The sequence below is a fragment of the Bacillus sp. FF-1 genome (assembly GCF_028548245.1).
Classification (GTDB): Bacteria; Bacillota; Bacilli; order Bacillales; family Bacillaceae_G; genus Bacillus_A; species Bacillus_A paranthracis.
This window is the reverse complement of record NZ_JAQQGG010000011.1, coordinates 115,469-135,901: the sequence shown is the minus strand read 5'-3', so window position 1 is coordinate 135,901 and position 20,433 is coordinate 115,469. Positions and strand designations below refer to the sequence as shown.

At 32.6% G+C, this 20,433-nt stretch carries 20 protein-coding genes and 2 pseudogenes; 14 read left to right on the top strand and 8 right to left on the bottom strand.

Annotation, left to right across the window (positions count from 1 at the left end; genetic code table 11):
- Positions 1-10: 10 nt before the first annotated feature.
- From PQF83_RS26005 to PQF83_RS25955, 11 genes and pseudogenes are all read left to right on the top strand, one after another.
- The gene (locus PQF83_RS26005; protein WP_000062338.1) at positions 11-340 is read left to right on the top strand and encodes a hypothetical protein; all 330 of its coding nucleotides are present in this window, start codon (positions 11-13) and stop codon (positions 338-340) included.
- The gene (locus PQF83_RS26000) at positions 324-881 is read left to right on the top strand and encodes a hypothetical protein (protein WP_001269724.1); all 558 of its coding nucleotides are present in this window, start codon (positions 324-326) and stop codon (positions 879-881) included. Before PQF83_RS26005 ends, PQF83_RS26000 begins: the two co-directional genes overlap by 17 nt.
- A complete protein-coding gene (locus tag PQF83_RS25995; RefSeq protein WP_046647668.1) occupies positions 878-1,687 on the top strand; it encodes a hypothetical protein in 810 nt (269 codons plus the stop codon). Before PQF83_RS26000 ends, PQF83_RS25995 begins: the two co-directional genes overlap by 4 nt.
- Positions 1,688-1,703: 16 nt before the next feature.
- Positions 1,704-2,525 carry a hypothetical protein gene (locus PQF83_RS25990; RefSeq protein WP_046647667.1) on the top strand — a complete coding sequence of 274 codons (822 nt, stop codon included), beginning with the start codon at positions 1,704-1,706 and terminating at the stop codon, positions 2,523-2,525.
- Complete coding sequence (locus tag PQF83_RS25985) at positions 2,503-3,147, top strand: hypothetical protein (RefSeq protein ID WP_046647665.1); 645 nt, start codon at positions 2,503-2,505, stop codon at positions 3,145-3,147. Before PQF83_RS25990 ends, PQF83_RS25985 begins: the two co-directional genes overlap by 23 nt.
- Positions 3,148-3,195: 48 nt before the next feature.
- Complete coding sequence (locus tag PQF83_RS25980; protein ID WP_046647663.1) at positions 3,196-4,158, top strand: hypothetical protein; 963 nt, start codon at positions 3,196-3,198, stop codon at positions 4,156-4,158.
- Positions 4,159-4,207: 49 nt separating this feature from the next.
- A pseudogene (locus tag PQF83_RS25975) lies at positions 4,208-4,518 on the top strand (hypothetical protein).
- 2 nt (positions 4,519-4,520) lie between these two features.
- Complete coding sequence (locus PQF83_RS25970) at positions 4,521-5,369, top strand: ThiF family adenylyltransferase (RefSeq protein WP_046647661.1); 849 nt, start codon at positions 4,521-4,523, stop codon at positions 5,367-5,369.
- Positions 5,370-5,388: 19 nt separating this feature from the next.
- A complete protein-coding gene (locus PQF83_RS25965; protein ID WP_046647660.1) occupies positions 5,389-5,760 on the top strand; it encodes a hypothetical protein in 372 nt (123 codons plus the stop codon).
- A 21-nt stretch (positions 5,761-5,781) separates the two neighbouring features.
- Complete coding sequence (locus PQF83_RS25960; protein ID WP_046647657.1) at positions 5,782-6,168, top strand: nucleotidyltransferase domain-containing protein; 387 nt, start codon at positions 5,782-5,784, stop codon at positions 6,166-6,168.
- Positions 6,155-6,568: a HEPN domain-containing protein gene (locus tag PQF83_RS25955; RefSeq protein ID WP_046647655.1), complete on the top strand. Its 414-nt coding sequence runs from the start codon at positions 6,155-6,157 to the stop codon at positions 6,566-6,568. The genes PQF83_RS25960 and PQF83_RS25955 overlap by 14 nt, the downstream gene beginning before the upstream one ends.
- A gap of 284 nt (positions 6,569-6,852) precedes the next feature.
- On the opposite strand, the gene PQF83_RS25950 is transcribed toward PQF83_RS25955, so the two are convergent.
- The 3 genes from PQF83_RS25950 to PQF83_RS25940 are packed head-to-tail and all read right to left on the bottom strand — an operon-like array spanning position 6,853 to position 9,165.
- Complete coding sequence (locus PQF83_RS25950; RefSeq protein WP_046647653.1) at positions 6,853-7,428, bottom strand: hypothetical protein; 576 nt, start codon at positions 7,426-7,428, stop codon at positions 6,853-6,855.
- A gap of 26 nt (positions 7,429-7,454) precedes the next feature.
- Positions 7,455-8,213, bottom strand: a complete 759-nt coding sequence (locus PQF83_RS25945) for an SAR2788 family putative toxin (RefSeq protein ID WP_046647651.1) — start codon at positions 8,211-8,213, stop codon at positions 7,455-7,457.
- Between the two features lie 16 nt (positions 8,214-8,229).
- Positions 8,230-9,165, bottom strand: a complete 936-nt coding sequence (locus PQF83_RS25940; RefSeq protein ID WP_046647649.1) for a S8 family peptidase — start codon at positions 9,163-9,165, stop codon at positions 8,230-8,232.
- 618 nt (positions 9,166-9,783) lie between these two features.
- On the opposite strand from PQF83_RS25940, the gene PQF83_RS25935 reads away from it, so the two are divergent.
- Positions 9,784-9,906, top strand: a complete 123-nt coding sequence (locus PQF83_RS25935; protein WP_256490000.1) for a hypothetical protein — start codon at positions 9,784-9,786, stop codon at positions 9,904-9,906.
- Between the two features lie 411 nt (positions 9,907-10,317).
- Here PQF83_RS25935 and PQF83_RS25930 read toward each other — a convergent pair whose 3' ends face one another.
- From PQF83_RS25930 to PQF83_RS25920, 3 genes are all read right to left on the bottom strand, one after another.
- Complete coding sequence (locus PQF83_RS25930; RefSeq protein ID WP_046647647.1) at positions 10,318-11,277, bottom strand: tyrosine-type recombinase/integrase; 960 nt, start codon at positions 11,275-11,277, stop codon at positions 10,318-10,320.
- Positions 11,278-11,408: 131 nt separating this feature from the next.
- Positions 11,409-11,552: a hypothetical protein gene (locus PQF83_RS25925; protein WP_162837644.1), complete on the bottom strand. Its 144-nt coding sequence runs from the start codon at positions 11,550-11,552 to the stop codon at positions 11,409-11,411.
- Positions 11,553-12,495: 943 nt separating this feature from the next.
- On the bottom strand, positions 12,496-14,205 hold the full coding sequence (locus PQF83_RS25920; RefSeq protein ID WP_046647645.1) for a hypothetical protein: 1,710 nt from the start codon (positions 14,203-14,205) through the stop codon (positions 12,496-12,498).
- Between the two features lie 1,178 nt (positions 14,206-15,383).
- Between PQF83_RS25920 and PQF83_RS25915 the strand changes: the two genes are divergently transcribed.
- Positions 15,384-17,081, top strand: coding sequence for a helix-turn-helix domain-containing protein (locus tag PQF83_RS25915; protein ID WP_046647643.1), 1,698 nt, complete (start codon positions 15,384-15,386; stop codon positions 17,079-17,081).
- Positions 17,082-17,242: 161 nt separating this feature from the next.
- On the opposite strand, the gene PQF83_RS25910 is transcribed toward PQF83_RS25915, so the two are convergent.
- Complete coding sequence (locus PQF83_RS25910) at positions 17,243-17,710, bottom strand: RsfA family transcriptional regulator (protein WP_046647641.1); 468 nt, start codon at positions 17,708-17,710, stop codon at positions 17,243-17,245.
- A 355-nt stretch (positions 17,711-18,065) separates the two neighbouring features.
- On the opposite strand from PQF83_RS25910, the gene PQF83_RS25905 reads away from it, so the two are divergent.
- Positions 18,066-19,715, top strand: coding sequence for a S8 family peptidase (locus PQF83_RS25905; protein WP_046647639.1), 1,650 nt, complete (start codon positions 18,066-18,068; stop codon positions 19,713-19,715).
- 131 nt (positions 19,716-19,846) lie between these two features.
- Here PQF83_RS25905 and PQF83_RS25900 read toward each other — a convergent pair.
- Positions 19,847-20,386: pseudogene (locus PQF83_RS25900) on the bottom strand (TetR/AcrR family transcriptional regulator).
- Positions 20,387-20,433 lie beyond the last annotated feature (47 nt).

Here is a 20,433-nt window from a genome sequence, read left to right as displayed (position 1 = left end):
GGGCATCCAAATGAGTATGAATCACAGTGACTTCTTTGACTTTTTACAGTCAAAAGAAGTCCTTCCTAATAATCAAGAACTTCGTCAATCCTTTGAATCGATTATAAATGGATTTATTGCAAACGAAATGCCTGATTTAGAAAACATACCATTAGAACATATAGATGAATTTGAAAAGCAATTTGAACAGCTACGTCATTATGTCACGTTTTATAGTGGTAATTCATTTCGTATAAATGGTCCAGATTGTGAATTAAAAGAAATGCTACATTTACATCTTTTCACTGAACAACTAGAAGATGTAGAAAAGCAAGGGCTAGAAGATGAGATATTTATTTAATCAAGGAAATGAGATGAAAGTATACATTCGGATACTACGCATACAAAAATTAATTCGTAAATATAACATCCCATTCTTAATCAATATCAATGATTTTCACAGGGACAAGTTGCATATCACAAGTGAACTATTATTCGAGTCGCTTGCGCGTTTTAACGAGCAAACAAGTATATTTTGTCACTTTGCCTTTGGAACTGAAGAAGACCTGTTAGATGGGACGTTATTTAGCTCAGAAGACATGTATTCGAATTTCGCTTCGGATATTAGTTCTATGGCTGCGGAAGGATGTTACTTCGATACAGCTGGTTACTATTTATGTATAGGATCGGAACATATAACACAATCTGATTTTCAATTCGTGTTACATGAATTTTCGTTTAACACCTATCAAAGTGAAGCGTATCCCAGTCATATTTTGATTGAATTTCTAGAGGATGGTTATGAACAGTACTCATTTGATGAATGGGTACTTTCTTATTATGAAATTATAATCCGTCTTGCGGCAATGATTCGAGAAAAGACGAAGGGGAACCAGGTATGAAATTATTATTTACATACAATCAGCAGAAAGTAAGAAGGTATCTACTTTCGTTAAAAATACAAAAGAATGCTCACTTACTACATGAATTACTTGCAGATAAGAAACATGAAGAAGAAATCTACATATTAGATTGTTTAGAGCACTCAAGAGAAATAGACTTCAGCAAGATTTCGGAACGAGCCATTCAACAAGTAATGGCTGCCGTTTCTTATTTAGAAGAGGACTCCAATTTCCCTATTAATTTAGATTCGAAAACTTTACTTGAAATAATCATGATTGCGGAAAAATCTTTAGATACTGATCTTTCCTGCTTCTATACATCGCAATTGTATCTTATGGAGATATTTATGCGTATGTATAGATTAGGAATTCCCGTAAAAGATTATTACCCCAATTATTTAGAACAAGATAATTTCGAAGAATACGATTGTGAGGATTCATTTAAAAGCTGGGGGGATGACTTAATTCAAGATATGAAATTACATCATGAAGAGGTAGATAGCGACGATAAAGATACTCTAATCATATATTCGAATCTATTTCATATACCCATGGATGAATTAAACCGCATTATCGAGAATGCATGGAGTCCAATTGGTGAAATGTTCTCTAATATCAAGATAGAGGATCAAAGTTTCTTTCATTCAATCCAGAATCAGTTTGATATACGTATGCTTTACCAAGCTGAAGAGGAAAAACTTTACCTTTTCTATGATGATGATACATATTTTCCAGCAATTAAACGAATTGAGATGTTACTTCGTATCTTTGAAGAGATACAGTTAACAAAAAATATAGCAAGTTAGTACAGAGGGCCTAAAAATGAAGAAATTATTTAGCTATGCATCTAATGTAGCGATGTCAAACTACTTACTATCACTTAAGTTAAACAAAACTTATAGCATTGTATGTTGGGAACAAATTAAACAAAGATATCAAGAGGAAATATATATATTAGAAAGCCTTTCTAAAGATATAGAGATAGATTTCAACAAAATCTCTCATGGGGCAATTGGTAAAATCCTAACTTGTGTGGATTTTCTAGATGAAAACCAATCACTAAGGTGGGAGGACATAGAAACAACAGATACGATTGTAATCTTCTTACTTTCCATGAACCTATTAAACATAAATCTATCTAAATTTTATTCATGTCAATTTCATTTCTTACATTACTTTAAAAGGCTGCATGCGCTTTCGATTGATGTAACACAGTATTCTCCATCGTATTTAGAGCGAGAGAATATCTATGAATTAGACCATGAAGAAGGATTTAAAGAATTGGGTACGGACATGATCGAAGATATGGGCTTAGAAGCTTTTCCAATTGATGAAGAAGAGCATGAAAAGCTCTCCACATTATTCGACATACCATTAAAGGAAATACAGGAAGCTGCAGAGGACACATGGGGTGCTATAGCTGAAACGATAGATGGCATATCACCAAAGCATAAAGAAAAAATTTCAATATTACTAGATTGTTATCCAGTAAGGTATTCTTACCAAATTAATGAGGAATCTCTTTATCTCTATTATGGCGAGGAACCATTATACGGGCCATATAAATTTGAAATGTTACTAGATTTATTGGAAGCAATCTATACGCAGGGGGAAACAACAAATGAAGACAGTAGCAATATTTGATGCTTTAGAGCCAAAAGGAATTGTAACCATACAGCAATTTAACAACGAATTATCACGTGGAGAAACTGCCGTTACTTTTAAGGACTTTTATTTAGCTTTAAAAGAAGTTATGGAGCAGGGTACACAAGATAATACTCATTACTCTAGTGGCGTACTCCCAAAAGGTTGTATAAAACACGAGGTGTTATCTAAGAGTGGAGATAAACAAGCTGTTTGGATTGAAGTACCAAAGGCTCAGTGGGATATTCATTTTTTTGAACGACCGTTTCAACAAGTAGGCTTTCCACGTCTATTATTTCGTTATACGGTGTACCAAAAACGAGTTACGAATATCTCTGTCTTTGCTGTAAAAGAAGATATGGAGTTAGAAGAAGGAATGAAATTATATCAATTTCCATATTCTAATGTTCATCCTAGTGGATCTGTATGTACGGGTAGAGTTGTGATACCTGAATTCCGGACTTTAAAAGATTTAGAAACATTTCATGTTTTATTCTTTGCAAGTTCATTCAACCATGACCTTACACATACTCACACGGAACCAGTAGGAGAGTTATTTAAACGATTTGAAAACCAAAGTTTTGATGATTCTATTCTAATAGAATCAGAAATTACTTTTTAATAAATAGCGGGATTATATACAAGAAAACATACTAGGAGGATTTTTAATATGACTAACTTATTCGATTTTTTTGATATGGAAAAACAAGTAGAGGAAACAACAGTACCAGTGAAAAAAGCTGCTTCAGAGCAAGCCACTGCTAAAAAGGAAGAAAAAAAGGAAAAAACAAAAGATAAGACAAAGAGTAGTAAGAAAGTTAAGGCTACAAAATCTACAGATTGTCTAGATAAAATCAATACAACAACGGTTGTTCGTCACGTAGTATTTGGAGATATACCGTTAGTAGATTGGTTTACAGAAGAAGAAATTACACATGGAATCGCTGTTCAAAATGGAGATTCAACAGATGTAAGAAAAATAGAAGCAGAGGACATCCGCGTAAAATTAGAGCATCGTTATCCCTCATTTGTTAAAGGCTTAACTGTCATTAAATTTGATGAGGATACAAATGCACTACTTCCGATTTTAACTGTCGGCGCAAAAGGAGCAAGTACTGTAGAGGGACAATCTATTTCAGATTGTCCTTTTTCTTTTGGTGCTTGGCGTAAGCATTTTTTACCTGGGGATTTTATTCCGAGGATCTTATTAATGGACTTTATCATTATTGCACAGGCCATTTCTCGTAAACGTGATTGCGAATTACATGCTGATATCTATTTCAATACAGAGCGTGGTTATTTTATGGACTTTCCACGCCAGCAGGTAGCAACTGAAATTGTAATCCCTGAAACGAATATAGAGATGCAGTCTATCGCTATGAAAATTATGGAGATACATAGTCATCATCGTTTCTCTGCTGAACCAAGTGATTTAGATGATCAAAGTGAACGGGCTCCTATTCTTTATGCAATTGTTGGCAGAATAGAGGATGTTTTCCCTGAACTACTTGTACGCACTTGTGTAAATGGGGAATTTCATTCTATTAACCCTAACTTTATATTTGCAGGAGAATATGCAACGAAAGGGATAAGCCAAAATTACGATTTAAGTAGGATCACACTTTTAAAATAGATACACAAGGGGGCGTAAAAGAGACATATTTTATGTCTCTTTCTTTATTATGACAACATTAAAAACAATTCACGGCTCAATGTTTACAAAGATAAAGCACTACATGTTAGTTCTTACAAAGAATAAACATGCAATAGAGGAATCGCATGATGACTATAAGCTATTTCAATTTATGTGCAAGTTAGAGATGAATCACATATATAAAGCATTAGAAGGACAGAGGAAGGAGTCATTTATGCTGCACCGATACTATTGATGCATTCATTTGACTTGTATACCGTGCATAGGATTACAAATTTATCGATTCCATTTCTACGAAATTTAGAGAATACACAATCAAAAGAAAATAGGGGGCTATAAAAATGAGTATTGTTATTGATATTGCAGAAGGAAAGAAGATTGTACCACATATTGTATTAGTAGGTGCTGGAGGAAACGGAGGATTAATTTTACAACATATTGCTCAAATGATGAGTATTTTTCAATTGGATGGCGAAATTGTAGTTGCAGATCCAGACACGGTTGAAGAAAAAAACCTTGGAAATCAACTCTTTATTCGACCTGATGTTGGTAAATACAAAGCACAAGTACTGGCTCGTCGATATAAAGCTGGCTATAACGTTCCTATCTCTTCCTTTACGTCACAGTACATAGAAGACATAGAAACAATGCAGCAGTTGTTTGGTAATAAATATGATTTATTAAAAAAACAACATAAAGACGACTACTTGTATCTGCCAATTGTAATTGGGGCAGTAGATAATATGTTTTCTCGTGAGGTCTTTCATCAATTCTTCCATCAATCGGATAATCTTCTTTACATCGATGTAGGGAATACAGCTGTAACCGTTCCTGATAATTGGAGAGAAGTAAATAAAAGACATTGGACACCTCAACAAATAGCTGATTATAAAAACAGTGGTTATAACGGACAAGCAGTATGTGGAGTTAAATTGAATGGCGAGGTCATTCTTTCACCGCTTGGCGATTTATTTCCGGATGCTTTTACGAAAAAAGAAACGGCTCCAAGTCAATTAAGTTGTTCCGAATTAGCTGCTTCAGAACCACAGCGCGTTATTACCAATAAGTTCGCTGCCATGACTGTTGCCCAATTCGTTAACGAACTCTTTGATGAAGGTACCGTATCGAATCACTATATCATTTTCCAAGCTCAAAAGGCTTTTATGAAAGCTGCACCAATTGAGAAGTAATGATATAGGAGGGGACAAGATGAGAGTGTATCAATTAGATTCCACTCAATTACAACACAGTTTAACACCAACAAACATGTGTAATGGTGTTCTACAATACTACCAATATAAACAGTATACCGTTGTATCTGTACTTGATTTATCAAAGCAAGATTCCGAAATGATACCATTGCTTCTGGCTTGTTTAGCAGGGGCTTTGATTCATTTCAATCCGGATTCTTTTTTAGCGAAGGATGAATCTAGCATTTTATATTGGTGTAGAAAGAACTTTAAAGGATTTCATAGTATCTCTGACGATGGATTTTTACAAGATTTCAAGCAGATATACGAATGTTATCAAGCATTGCAGAACGTTGGGAAACAAGAGAAAAATATAAAAATAAATATGTAATAGCAAGGAGAAGAGGAACACATGTATAATATACTTAAACGTCAATATAATTACTTTATCCGAGGAGTGATTCGGATTAACGAAGAAGTACAAAGGGAATTGGACCTATTGGTGCAAAAGATTCGTGAAACTGTATCTTCTGTCCAAAAAATCATCCTTTTTGGCTCTCATGCATATGGCACACCAAATGAAGACAGTGATTTTGATCTCTGTATTGTTGTGGAAGGTGTCGGAGAAAGAAAAAGAGAAGTCATTAATCGTATCAATTGGGGTATTTATGATGTTATGGAAACACCAGTTGATATTTTAGTGTATGGGCCAGAAGAGTTTCAAGAACGTGCTAACCGTACCGTAACTATGGAACATAAGATTGCACTAGAAGGGAAGGTCCTATATGAGAAATACTGAGGATCTAAAAGAATGGGTATTCATTGCAAAATCTGATTTAGATTCTGCTGGTTACTTAACTCACATGAAACCTTTCCCTACTGCAATTATTTGTTATCATAGTCAACAATGTGTGGAAAAACTTCTAAAAGGATTTCTTGCACTAAATGGTAGAATAGTCCCAAAAACTCATAACCTTTTAATGCTGCACAAATCTTGTTGTAGATTAGATGAGGAGTTCTCATTGATTTTAGAACAATGTGTGCAGCTGAATGGTTATGCTACAGACATTCGTTATCCGTATTTTGAAGCACTTACTGTTCAAGATGGATTAATCGCTATACAACATGCTCAAAAAGTAATGAGTTTTTATATGGAAAAGTTAAACAAGTTGAATATACATGAAATCACAGTTGATTAAAAATAGAGGATATACATAAAAGAGAGTGCCTATTAGATAGGGACTCTCTTTTTCTATCTAATAAAAAAGGAGGAATGCTCCATGGCAGTATGAAATGATACTTTGCTATGGGGATAACAATATAACTCTGAATATTTATTAAGAAATTAAAGAGGAATCACCAAGTAATAAAGTGGCAATGCAATGTTTCAAACATGGAATATAAATTTAACTAGAATCAAAAACATGAGTTTAGTACTGTACTAAACCCATGTTCTAGAAGTTATTTACTTTTTATACTTATTCTATTTAATATTCTCGTAATCAGATACCCAAATGACACTGTCCTTAATTAAATATTCATTAGAAGTTTCATCTTCGTAGGAGGTAACCTTTCGGACCTCTAGTAAATTATTTAATAATAATTCTTTTTCTGTTGCAGATAGAGTATTTATTTCATCTTCTAGCCAAATAGAAACTAAATGATATGCCTGCCAGTTGAGAGCAATGTTATTTAAAAATAACGGCTTTTCCAATTGAGTTTGATATTCGACGAATTTATTTTTATACTCTACTATTTGTTCATCTAAAGCTATAATTAGCTGAGAATCTAATAAATCATTTCCATTTATCTGTAATCTTAAATAAAAGTGATCAAACTTAGATTCGGCGGTCGACTTCCAACTTTGAAAAACTTCAACTAATGCACAAATCACTTTCTTTTTATACCAAATTGGTAAATCCTGTGTATCTAGATAATTAAAAGTTTTTACATAATCAAAATGGTTAACCTCTAAAAATTTATTATCAAATTGACTATTCTCTACTTTCCATTCATTCAGCTTTCTTACTCTTCTTTTCCAACCTCTAATTTTTTTCAAGAAATAATACACCTCTGTTCAAACTATTATATTTTTATAGATCTACCTTTAACAGGACCTTTTATCATGTCACCAGTAAGTGGATCCATACTTCCTAGATGCTTACCTTTACTATCATAAACCTCAATGTCGTTATGAGTATGATCCCATTCATAGTATTTCTTTTTTGAACCTTTACCACTAGTTTTTGTTTTTCCTTTATGTGATGATAGACCTTTCCACACTGGACTATTTGATTTTGTTAGTTGCTTAGAAACTTGTCTTAAAGCAGTTTTTCCCCATTTTTTTATAGCAGCTTGGATACCTGCTCTGGCTACTAAAGCTAATACCACTGGAACGGCTGGTATTACAGAAGCTTGAAGTTTTGTTGTATCATACTCATATATTTTACCAGTTTTTTGATCTCTAAAGTTGGCGATGAATACTTCTTCATTTGATTCAATGACTTCAACATCAAAATTTACTTTTATTTCTTCTCCATTTTCATCAATAAAGTTTCCATTAACCTGAATATCACCTGTTTCTTTATCTAAAGAAACATCCGTTGATGCGGTAAAATCTTCAGCATTTACTGCACTTTCTACTATAATTTCTGCACTATTATCTGTAACAACCTCAACGTTCAACCCTTCTGAAACGCTACTATCAACTTGTTGTTCTACATTTTGATCAATTAGGTCTGTTTCTTGTGTTGCAGCATTAGCTTCATGAACAATAATCCCTAAATTAGGAATTAAAGTAATAAATAAAGTCAATATCATTATTTTTATTAATAATTTTTGCATCTTTAGTCACTCCTAGTCATTTTTGTATTAAACCATAGCCAAATTCATTATCATAACCCGTACTTCCTAGATCTATTGAACGCTCAATTAAAATTTTTTTAATTTGGTCCAAGTTAAGCGTATTATCGCCCTCAGCTAATAATGCAGCTATAACACCAGTTGCAAATGCAGTTGCAAACGATGTTCCACTATATGTGGAATACCCTCCATCTTGATTAGTTGACAATATATCAACTCCAGGAGCTGCAAAATCTATTTTTCCTTTGGCAGATGAGCTAGCACGTTTAAATTCTTTATTTACTGATGATATAGATATAACATTTTCATACTTAGCGGGATAGTCTACACCCAATCCATAAGTATTACCGGCAGCAGCTACTACAATAATTCCAGAATCTACTGCTTCATCTATTGCTTTTTTTAATTCAGGACTTTCAGATTGTAACCCAAAGCTAATGTTTAATATATTAACTCGTTGTTCTATACACCAACGTATACCTTTAATAAGATGGTCAACATCGCCTTTACCTTGCTTATCAAGGACTTTGACGTCATAGAGTTGAATGTTTGGCATTACACCTAAAATTCCCAAATTATTATTTTCAGCAGCTATGATTCCAGCAATAGCAGTTCCATGGCCAGTTTCATCAATAATAGGATTATTTAAATTAATAGTATTGAATTCTTTTACAACTTTACCTTTTAAATCTTCATGTTCTTTATATATACCATTATCCAAAATAGCAACCTTGATTTTATTTTGAATACCAGTAAATCTATCTTCTATTACAGCCTTTCTTCCCCAAGTTACAGATTGTTCTTCTTTTTTGTAGGGAATGTTAGATTTTGTTTTTGATAACGTAGACTCACTATAAAAAACAAAATAAAAAAGTGAACTACACAAAACTAGTACTGTTAGTATAATAATTAAAATCTTTTTAACCTTATTCACCTCTTTTCTACATGTTTTCAAGGTATGTATTGTAATTAATACTATTTAATCCAAATATAAAGATATCATTCGCGAAAACGCTTTATAAGTCTGCAAATTATTTCTTTTTTATGTTAATATTTACATATGGTAATTGCGATAATTAACGTGGTTTACTATACATGATATTAATGGTGAAGAAGATTTATTTGTCATAATGTCAATGAACGAAAAGCCCGAAATCTTTTTGTTATAAATAGATGTCACTGTAAAAAATGCATTAAAAAACATCTTGAACCAAATTAATTGAACTCGGCAGTTTTTTAGTACCAAGATATATTCATTTTTAACGAATTCCAACTAGAATTCTCCTTCCTCTAAGCGCAACGTAGGTGGGGATAAATTACAAAATCAGCAAAAACTTGATAAAAAGATATGACATTTCCTGAAGAGGTTCCTTCACTAAGGTAATTCTTAATATAATGAGGTTGGATTTAATACGTATGAAAATTTTCTTTAGGTACAACTACATGAATCCGAGGGAGTTTGGGGTGTTCTAAAATCATTTCTACAAATTGAGATGTTATCTGTCTTTGAATTAGAGTAATACTTAAAAGTAAAAGCGAAGAGGAGATTATAATGGAATTTAAGGAACTTATGAAGTACATAGAAGAAAATAAAGAAGAGTACTTCGAGGAATTAATGAAGACCAATGAAAATCTAATTAAAGAAATAGATCTAAAAATAGAGGAGGAAAAGTAAACTGACAAAAAAACAGCAAAGTAAATCAAATGAGTGATTTAGCAATACGGCTTAAAGACTTAGGAGTTAGCAGATGGAGAGTTCTAAAACTAAACTTTAAGTGCTCATTATTACGAAGGAATTGGTTATATAATACATAGTGATGAGAATCATAAATCTTTACTATTACGATTAATTGGTGCAAGATCTGTTACTGTATCTAAAGTTACAATTTACAAAATGCACAATTAATATACCTGTATACGAAATAATTAAACTCCCTCTATTATGATTTAAAGCAGAGGGAGTTTATTGTTTAATAATAAATTCAATTGAGCCAATTAAGATATGAATTAAGGTGAAATATCACCAATAAATCCCTCAGCACGATTAATTGATATAAATATTTTATATCAAATTTCCTTATATGACTTATAAATTCAAATATTGAAAATATCTTTTTAACGATATTTTAGTCTTAAAACCAATTCTAGCAATTAATTCACTTTCAGAAAGTCCTTGCTTAATAAGGCGAAGAATAAATGTGTTCCTCAGCTGCTGTGCAGAAATACGCCTATCTAATTCTGCTCGTTTCACTTCAAGTCGAATCATCTTTTGTATAGCAACCTCAGACAAAGCCTTTGGTGCATCATTTTCGTAAACCCATCGATAAGTACCTCGATTAAAATCAAATGCCACAAATAGGGGATTATCTGTGTGCTGTCGAGGTCTTACAGGTTCAGGGATAGTCGAATAATATTTGTAAAGCTGTTTTGTATCTTCGACTGTTAAGAAGATGGATCTAGTAACTCCGTTTTCTCCTGGAACAATTATAGTGTTCCTAGCAAACTGTATATGGCTCATATTAAGCGATACAAGCTCTTGCAAAGACAAACCATAGTTTATTATTAAATTAATTATACAAGCATTTCTATTCATGATTAGAGGGCGATATTTAGCTTGTCTCTCTGTTAATCCTTTAGTTGATAGAACAGTTTGTTTTAAAAGTGCTTCTTCCAATACAGTAATAAAATCATTGTCATTTAGTGATTGATCCGGAATTAAAGAGAGATGAATATAATCTAATGGACTAACTATACCTAAAAACATGTGTAACTTCTTTAAAACCACCCATATCCTGTGCCTTGTTTTAAGAGAATATTCTCGTTTGTTTTCTAACACGGAGAAATAAGCTTGATAATCATCTACGGATATTTCATTCCATGATTTGATATGTAAAAGCAACTCATTTTCATTCAACCATCTATAAAAATCTTTAATATCGTATGCATAGCGTTGGATTGTAGAATGTTTTCGGCCTTTTTCACTTAAATATGTAGAGAAAGCTTCTAAAGTTTTCTCTAAGTTAATTGTTTCATTCAATATAATCACCTAATTTCATTGGATATATTATAACAGAAAATAAGTGAAAGACCTGCTACCGCCCTTTGCTACGCACGGTTGCTGGCATATCCCAAAAGCAAACGGACAAACAACCCTTTGTTTTTGGGATATGTTGTTTATTAATTATAAATCCAAATAAATAGGGCTATCATAATACTCCAAAAGGGCACTACAAAAACTAATCCCCAAAGAATACCTTTAAAAAATCCAATCTCATTATAAGTATTCTTTTCTATGTAATTCATATCTTTTAGTACAGCCATGTTTAATCCTCCCAATATAAATTGTTTAGTAAAATGAAAAAAGGACAAACCTAGTCCTGGTAGGGATACGTAGGTTTGTCCTTTTGTATGAGGGTAATGATCTGTTTAATTACCATTATTATAACGTAATTTACAAATATTTTCAATTAAGTCGGACATCTTATTAACAAACATACTAGCTGTATTAAAAATCTATTATAAATATATATCTTATATATTAAAAAGAAATAAAGATAAAACTTTTATAGGTTATTTAAAATAGAGGTTAGACTTACTGCTGCAAGGGGAAAGTTGATATAAAAACATAAAAAATCATAAATTATAGAAAAAGTATCCGTAGATTCAAGGATTATTAGACTTTTAATTCTACAAAAAAGCAGAAAGAAAATACTATATTTCTACATGAAATCGGAAAGAATTTGATACCAATCGCATTATATATATTCAATCTTGTAAATAGAAGTTGTTTTACTTATTTTGGTAATCAAGTTGGTATTAATCTTCTAATTATCCACATTTCATTCAGGTTAGGCAGCTATTTGTTAACATTACTCAGTATTTACACATAACTCACATTATTATTGATGATTTTTATTAGATAAAATGAGCGACAGTAGTATTATCAGGGGTATTGAGGAAATATTATCCACATTGGATCATATTTATCCTCATATCCACTATTATTATTATTTTCCTTTTGATTTTTTGTAGGTATTATGAGATAGGTTTTAATACATTAGAAGAACACACTCTAGTATTATGTGGAGAGTTATGTATTGATAGAACCAAATTTGTATAGAAGTGCATAAAAAAAGACTCCATTTTACATGAAGTTCTTTCGATTTGGTATTTATAAATAGAGTAGTAGGAAGGTATTACTAATTAAAGAAACACGAATAGCCCTCCACTTTTGTTTTTTTCAAAAATAGAGAGCTAGTTGTTATTATTTTATTTCCATTGCAGTTAGTACCTGATCTGGAGCTGTTATTGTTACACCAGCACGTACTAAACGTTCGAAGGTACGCATAAACTCTAGTAAATTAAACTGCTTTGGTAGCTCAATCACACGAAGTTTTTCTTGTGGTAGCTTATCAATGGCTTCGATAAACCATTCACGTACATCACTTGGGATCGTGCGTTCTTTATGACCACGAACTTTTAATTTTTCTCGCATTTCAATTTCTAAAGCGATATATGCATGAAGATTCACACCTTGATCATATGCATATTTTCTAAATAACGTTTCTTCCGGGTATTTTAAATAATTACGGTGATAAGATTCTTCCGTCACAGGTACCGCAAACTTCTGCTTCAGTAGTGCATGCACATTCTTAAACATCTTCTTAATGTTGTGTAGAGAGTACATAGAATAATATAAACCGAAATTAAAGACAGCTTGCTCACGGTCACTATTTCTCTCTTTTGGTATATGTTGCGCAATAAGAGGGTAGATACCTTCTTTCGCTGCAGCATCAAGGATTTGATATTGAGATGTTTGATGTAATAGTTTTTTCAATGTATATACAATTTTCGTTGGATATCCTTCTTTTCGATCAATTATGTCACGAAGTCCGCGAATTACACTGCGGATTTGGCGATGACAAGTATGCTTTAATACATGAATGAATTTATTCATGTCTGCAGACAGTTCACCGATATTCATCTCTTGTAGAACTGCTTCTATAAATTTCGCTTTACGAGCATAGGTAGCTTTTGGTGTAAATGGATCCCTGTGTTGCTCTTCTCCAGATTCTTTTTTACATAAAAAATCCGAATGAATAGATAAATATAAGGTTGTATATCGTTTTGTATGCTTTACACCTTTTTGCATTTTGCAAATTTTGAATAGGGGATTCCCCGTACATGGTAATGCAGTTGTTAATTCTTCGATAACCGCACGGATCTGATGCGGATATTTTTTATGTAAGAAACGATACATCCCACCGAAGTGAGTTTTGTTGCCTCTTTCGTCCTGCTTGTCCAAAGAACGCTTTAATGTTGTTTCTGTATGTTGTTGCATGGCGATATCTAAGAATAGTTTCTTAGCCGCTACAGATAGCTTAAAGAAAGCCTTTGTAAATACAACAGGACTAATATATACGTATGGATTTGCTTTTCCTGTTTCCTCATTCATAAAATGAGTCAGCTTGATAGTATATCGGCCATCTACTCCGTTTTCAATGGAGATAATGTTATGTAAGTTTAATTTCTTTAATGCAATATAGAATTGAGAGTGTTGGATATAAGCAAATTCTTCTTTGTATTGCTTGTAATCTTCCCACATCATATGTATTGTTACATTTGGAATAACACCATTAGTAAAGCATTTCTTATGTAGATATAAGAAAACTTCGAGATCAGCATTCGTAATGCCGTATAATTTATGTTTTCTTCCTGTTTTTCCTGCAAGTGCAGACATTGCGCGACGTGAAAAAGATGGTTTGGCTTTTTCGACAAAGCCTTCTACGTCAGCAATACGTTCTTCGTATGTCATGTGCTGCAGAATATCTTCTAAATATGTATCTTTATAGCTGTAGTACTTCTCCTCAAATGTTTCCACAAATTTTTGCCAAGCTTTTAATGTTACTAACACAGCATTGGTTGTTTCCCCATTTAAGCTACGTTGATTACGTATCACAAATGATTTTCCCATCTTTTTCACCTCCGTTCTACAAATTCAGAAAGATATGCCAAATTACTATAAAATATTCCAATTTTGATTATAGCAAAACGAATTTTGTAAAAATGTGCTCCTTTAAGAAGAAAAATAGCAACTTGCAACAGCTTATGAAGCTAGTCGTATCAAGGGTTAAGAGAATTTCTTAATTTTTTTTTGTGTTAAGGATACCGCAAACGTGTTGCAAGTTGATTATATGTATATGAATAAGCAGAAAAAGTATCTAACCCCTTGATATATAAGGGATTAGAGTGAAAATGATAGGGGAGTTAGGGAAAGGATACCGCAAACGTGTTGCAAGTTGGTTAGCAGGATCATTAATAATGAATTGCAAGGATTACCCTTGATATAAAAGGGTTTTTTGGCACTTATAGATTGAAAATAGGGAAAGGATACCGCAAACAGTGTTGCATCTTGTGTAAAGAATAAGGGCATGAATACCGCAAACGTGTTGCAAGTTGGATGATATGTATATAAGTAAGTGGAAAAGTACCTAAACCCTTGGTATATAAGGGATTAGAGTGAAAATGGTAGGGAAGTTAGGGAAAGGATACCGCAAACATGTTGCATTTTATGTATGTAACTTACTCAAAATATAAGAAAAATAGCTTAAAAATTTTAAAATTACTAGGTTGAAAAATAAATTATACTGTTGCAAGTTGAGAGAAATAGGGAAAGGATACTGCAAACGTGTTGCAAGTTGATGAGTTAAGGAAAGCGAAGCGCAAAAGAAATGCAAGTAAAGAAGAAATAGGGAAGAGAAAAGGCAACCATGTTGCAAATTGAGGACTAAGGGAAAGCAAAGCGCAAAAAAATGTAAGTAAAGAAGAATAGGTAAAAGAAAGAGCAACCATGTTGCAAATTGAGGACTAAGGGAAAGCAAAGCGCAAAAAAATGTAAGTAAAGAAGAATAGGTAAAAGAAAGAGCAACCATGTTGCAAATTGAGGACTAAGGGAAAGCAAAGCGCAAAAGGAATGCAAGTAGAGAAGAAATAGGAAGAGAAAGAGCAACCATGTTGCAAGATGACGAGTTAGGGGAAGAAAGACGCAAAACCTTGTAAATATCTGTTACAATAAATTAAATATAATAGTAGTAAGGAATTTTATGATGAAAACTACTTTGTTATGATCCATGGTTTAGGGAGGGATATAAAGTGGATAATTTATTACAAATGTTTCGAGATGCATTGTTAATCTCTGAGCCAATTTATAAAACAAATGAGCTAGTATGGAATAAGTGGAATGCATACTTTAAAGATGTTGAAAACAATAATAATAAAGTATTAACCTCATCTCATGCATCTCCATCATTTACTGCATTAGTGTCTTGGCTAGAAAAAAAGCAAGAATCCGGTATTACATTAGTACAAATTTATGCGAAAATTGATTCCTATAAGGAAGAAATATATAAAGAAATCGAAGGATTTATAGAAAAAGAATTTCAAGATGTAGCACCTTCAAGTTCCATAGTAGTAGAAAATGATCAAAATATAGATAAGACAAGCATAGTAAACTATGAGGATTATTATGAGGTAAATAACTCTGCTGTTTATTATAAGCTAAGAGATGGGATTGCAAAAAATCAATTTGAAGAAGATGAGTTAAGTAAGGTTTTACAATATCCTATTGAAACTAAATCTTCTAATGGTGTAGCTCAGCTTTCTTCACACAAAGATGAAGATTTAAGACTTACAAATATAGAAGAAGCTGCTCGGTGGAATACCCTTGTCGATGATGTAATGAGTAATATGGATGATTTAACGGCAGATTGTTTAGATGCAATTACAATACAATGGATAAACGAAGCAAAATCTCCAGACGAATTCATTGATTTTTCTTATGAGCAAGTTTTAGAAATGTGTAACATTCCAAAAACAGTAGTCAAAAATAAAGAATACTATAGAGCGGAAGATAAAATTAAAATAGCAAAGAGAATTGCGGCTTTAGCAAGCATTTTTATCTATTTAAATGATGATAATGAGGTAGTAGTATTAAATGACCGTGATGATGATGGAGAACGTTTAGAATTAAAACGTGAAGTAATCAAAAGGTTATTTGTATTAGATTCAGTTGTATTGTGGAGACATAGTGTTACTAATGAATACATGGGCATTGAGTCTTGTCGTATTAAGCCAGGCAGCTTTTTAACCAATTACTTATACGGATCAAATAATACAACAGCGTTATTATCTAAAAAAGCACTTGAATACAATAGTTATAGACACAAATATCATAAAAGGTTAATTCGATACTTAACATGGCAATGGAGAATTAGACAAATGTATTCATCATTGAAAAAGCCATATTCTATAGGTGGGGACAAAGGGCTGCTAGCAGTAATGGATATCCCAAAAGATTGGAAGCCGAATCGCATTAGAGAACAGTTGGAAAATGTTCTAATGGATTTAGAAAATGAAAAAGTAATCTCTCATTGGGAGTATAGTGATCCACTTGATGAACAACAAATTGGGAAACGTAATTGGTTTAAAAACTATTACGCTAATTTAGGAATAACGATTTTACCGCCTGAGGAAATGCTGCAATCAATGGATAGGGTAATCGGAAAGAAATGTATAGAAGAACTTCAAGAACAATTACCTGAAGTAACAGTTGTTAAAGAAGTAAAGAAGACTGTAGAATCAGTCGAACAAATAGAGAAGAAGATCCGTGAACAAATACTGAAAGTACACAATGAAAAAAAAGTAAGTATTCGTGAAATAGCAGATGAAATTAGTATTTCTCCGTCTACATTATCTAGATTTTGCAATTATAAAACAAAACGTTTATCTAAAAAAGCATTAGAAAAGCTAACGAAATGGTGCGAAAGACAAGAAATATTAGAAAAGATGTAACATAGACTAAACATTTCTTTTAATAATAGTCCAATTAAAAATACACATACATTATGTATGTGTATTTTACTTATTATCAATTGCAAGAGGCCAAATTTCTTTTATTAAAAGTAATTTTGGAGGGCGAAGGTCCTACTGGAAAATCAAAATAGTTATGCGGTTTAATCCACTACAATTAAACTTCTTGTCTTATCGATATGGTTCAGTAACATATGATACTCTTCTTCATACATAGTTAAACGTTGTAGAAGGGATTGATTCTCAGCTTCTAAAGCTTCAATTTGATTTTGTAAAATTGTCAATTCATTTACATCTTTATAATTTTGTAGAAAGAGAATAATGTCATCTAATGTAATAGACAAAGAGTTTGTTTCTTTTTCTGATTGGGAGAGAGGAATGTTGTTTCCCGCTTTACGGTGTTGTTTGGCTTGTTGTATTTCGTCTTGGTATTGTTTTCTCACATATGAATTCCAACGAAATCCACAAGCTGCGGGTGTTCTAGCTAGTAGTTTTGCTACTTCTTTGAATGCAGCTAATTGTGTTCCACCGTTACGAATATACTGAAGTACTGTTGATGCGAGAAGTAAATCGTTATCATTAGTCCAAGAATCTTGTCTTGAAATTACCACGTTTTAACCCCCCATATATGTTTTATATTACATATATGCAGTTACTTAAAATGATAGAAGCTCAATCTCTCTTACAATAATTAAGGGTAAGTTTATAGAAGTATCTATGATTTTCAATGCAAAATTACATATAAGGTTGACTATTCACCAAACCTGTAACTATAATAGTTACAGGTTTGTAACTAAATTAATAGATTGGATTGACATGAGTTAGTTCTATGAATGATGTATAAACAAATATTTAAGAATGAATGGAGTTGAAAATATAGACCTACATATAAAATATATTTCTAGAAAGAAATTAGGTAATATACATTTTTTTATAATTATATATTAATAAAAAGAGGTGTGCGTTTTGAAAATTTTTAAGGGAATTCTAGTTTCTTCAATTGCATTAACAGCATTTAATGGAGTAGGTGGTATACTTCCAAGTGAAAAATCAGAAGTTGCCTACGCAGCTACTTACAATTATTCAAATAAGCAATTGAATTCTACTGTACATAAGCAAGCTACTAAACAATTAATTTTAAAATTTAAAAATGAAGCGAATTTACCATATCAGGATGGAATAGAAAAATTCATTAAAGAAGAAAAACAAGATCCTGAATTCATTGGAATTTTAGCTGAATATCCAAATGTAACTATAAATCGACTTTTTAATTCTTTAAATCCTAAAGAAATTAAAAATCTAGGTAAAGAAATAAAAGATTCTGATCATATTTCTTCTAATTTGCTAAACTACTATATTGTAGAAACTCAAGATGGTATTGATGTACAAGCGTTACTTACAAAAATTGAGAAATCATCTCTTGTTGAAACGGCGTATTTACAGGAAGAAGAGGCGTCACCAGAAGAGCGTTTACCAAATTTATCTGTTAACCCATATGATGAGCCTAGACTTACAAGACAAGGTTATCTTGAACCAGCACCATTAGGAATTAATGCACCTTATGCCTGGAGCATAAAAGGTGGGGATGGAAAAGGGACTACATTCGTAGATATGGAGTATGGGTGGTTATTTAGTCATGAGGATTTAGTGAATCAAAAGATTGAATTGATATCTGGACAAAATAAAAGCGAGCACCATGATCATGGTACTTCAGTCTTAGGAATTGTTTCGGCAGAGGATAATAACATAGGCGGAATTGGAATCGCACCCAAAGCTAAGGTAAAGGTTGTATCTCAAATTAGGGATAACGGAAATTATAATACAGCTGATGCTATTTTAAGTGCGGTTAACAATATGCAAGCTGGAGATATTCTTTTACTAGAGGCACAAGCAACTTACGATGGATATGGAGATAAGAACTATCTTCCTGTAGAAGTAAAACCGGATATATTTGATGCAATTCGTCTGGGAGCAAATAAAGGAATTATTATTATTGAAGCAGGTGCAAACGGCGGAAACGATTTAGATCAATTCAGAGACCGTAACGGTAAACAAGTTTTAAATCGTAATAGTCCTGATTTTAAAGATTCAGGGGCAATTATGGTTGGAGCAGCTTCTGCAAGAGTTCCTCATAAGCGTTCATATTTCTCTAATTATGGTAGTAGAGTGGATGTGTATGGATGGGGGAATGCAGTAGATACAACAGATGCTAAACCAAGTGAATTTACAACAAATCTATATACTTCTAGCTTTAGTGGAACATCTAGCGCATCACCTATTATTGCTGGTGCTGCTGCATCAATTCAAGGAATTGCAAAAAATAATCAGGGAAAAGTATATACACCAAGCCAGCTTAGGGATATTTTAAGTGACCCTAGTACTGGGACGAAATCTAACGATCCAATCTCTGATAAAATTGGTGTTTTACCTGACTTAAAAGCCATTTTATCTAAACTTGGTTTTTCACCAAACTTAGGTAATGATTCCTCCATTGTATTTCCTGATGAACCAGAGATAAATAAAGGGAATAAGGGAAATGAAGGATCTACTATTACATTCCCAAAAGAAGATTCCACTAATAGTGAAGGGGACTCTACCTTTATTTTCCCAGAATAATGGTAGAAAGAACTTCTTAGTATAAAGGATTCTTATATAACTAGTTATTTATAATAATAGTGAGAAAGGCTCTTATGCGTAGTAGCATAAGAGTCTTTTTGTTTTAAAATATACAAGTAGTTTAGGAAGAGTTAATTGGCATATGAATTAAGAAGATGTCTTACTTGTTCTATAAAATAATGGTGGTGTATATTATTTTTGTTACTTGACTAGCCATAATAGCCCCTTCTATGAAAGAAGCAAGTGACATAACATCTATATCATCTTTCATTTCTTATTTTTCGACTCCTTCTTTAATAAGAGATTCCATTAGTACTACTGTATTATCATATCCTTTTGCACCTGCAGCATGTAATTCAGGGAAAACATCTGTACTTTCAATTGCAACATTAAGTAAAGGATACCCACCAGCTATTAGCTATTGGGGGATTGTTGACCGTATCTTGGTATACAAGGAAGATAGCGATGATTTTATCTATAACATTTTCTTTATTTTCTATAGCCACATAAAAATGTTTCCATATGATTTCTCCACCTTTATCAAGTGCAGCCAATGCAATTTCTTCTTTGCTTTTAAATCGGCGATAAATAGCGCCTTTAGGCAGAGAAGCAGTGTCCATGATATCTTGAAGGGATGTGCGGAAAATTCCTTGCGTATTGAATAGATACAAAACTACAACATACCTACCCCTGAACTATAATAATTTAGGTCAGAAAT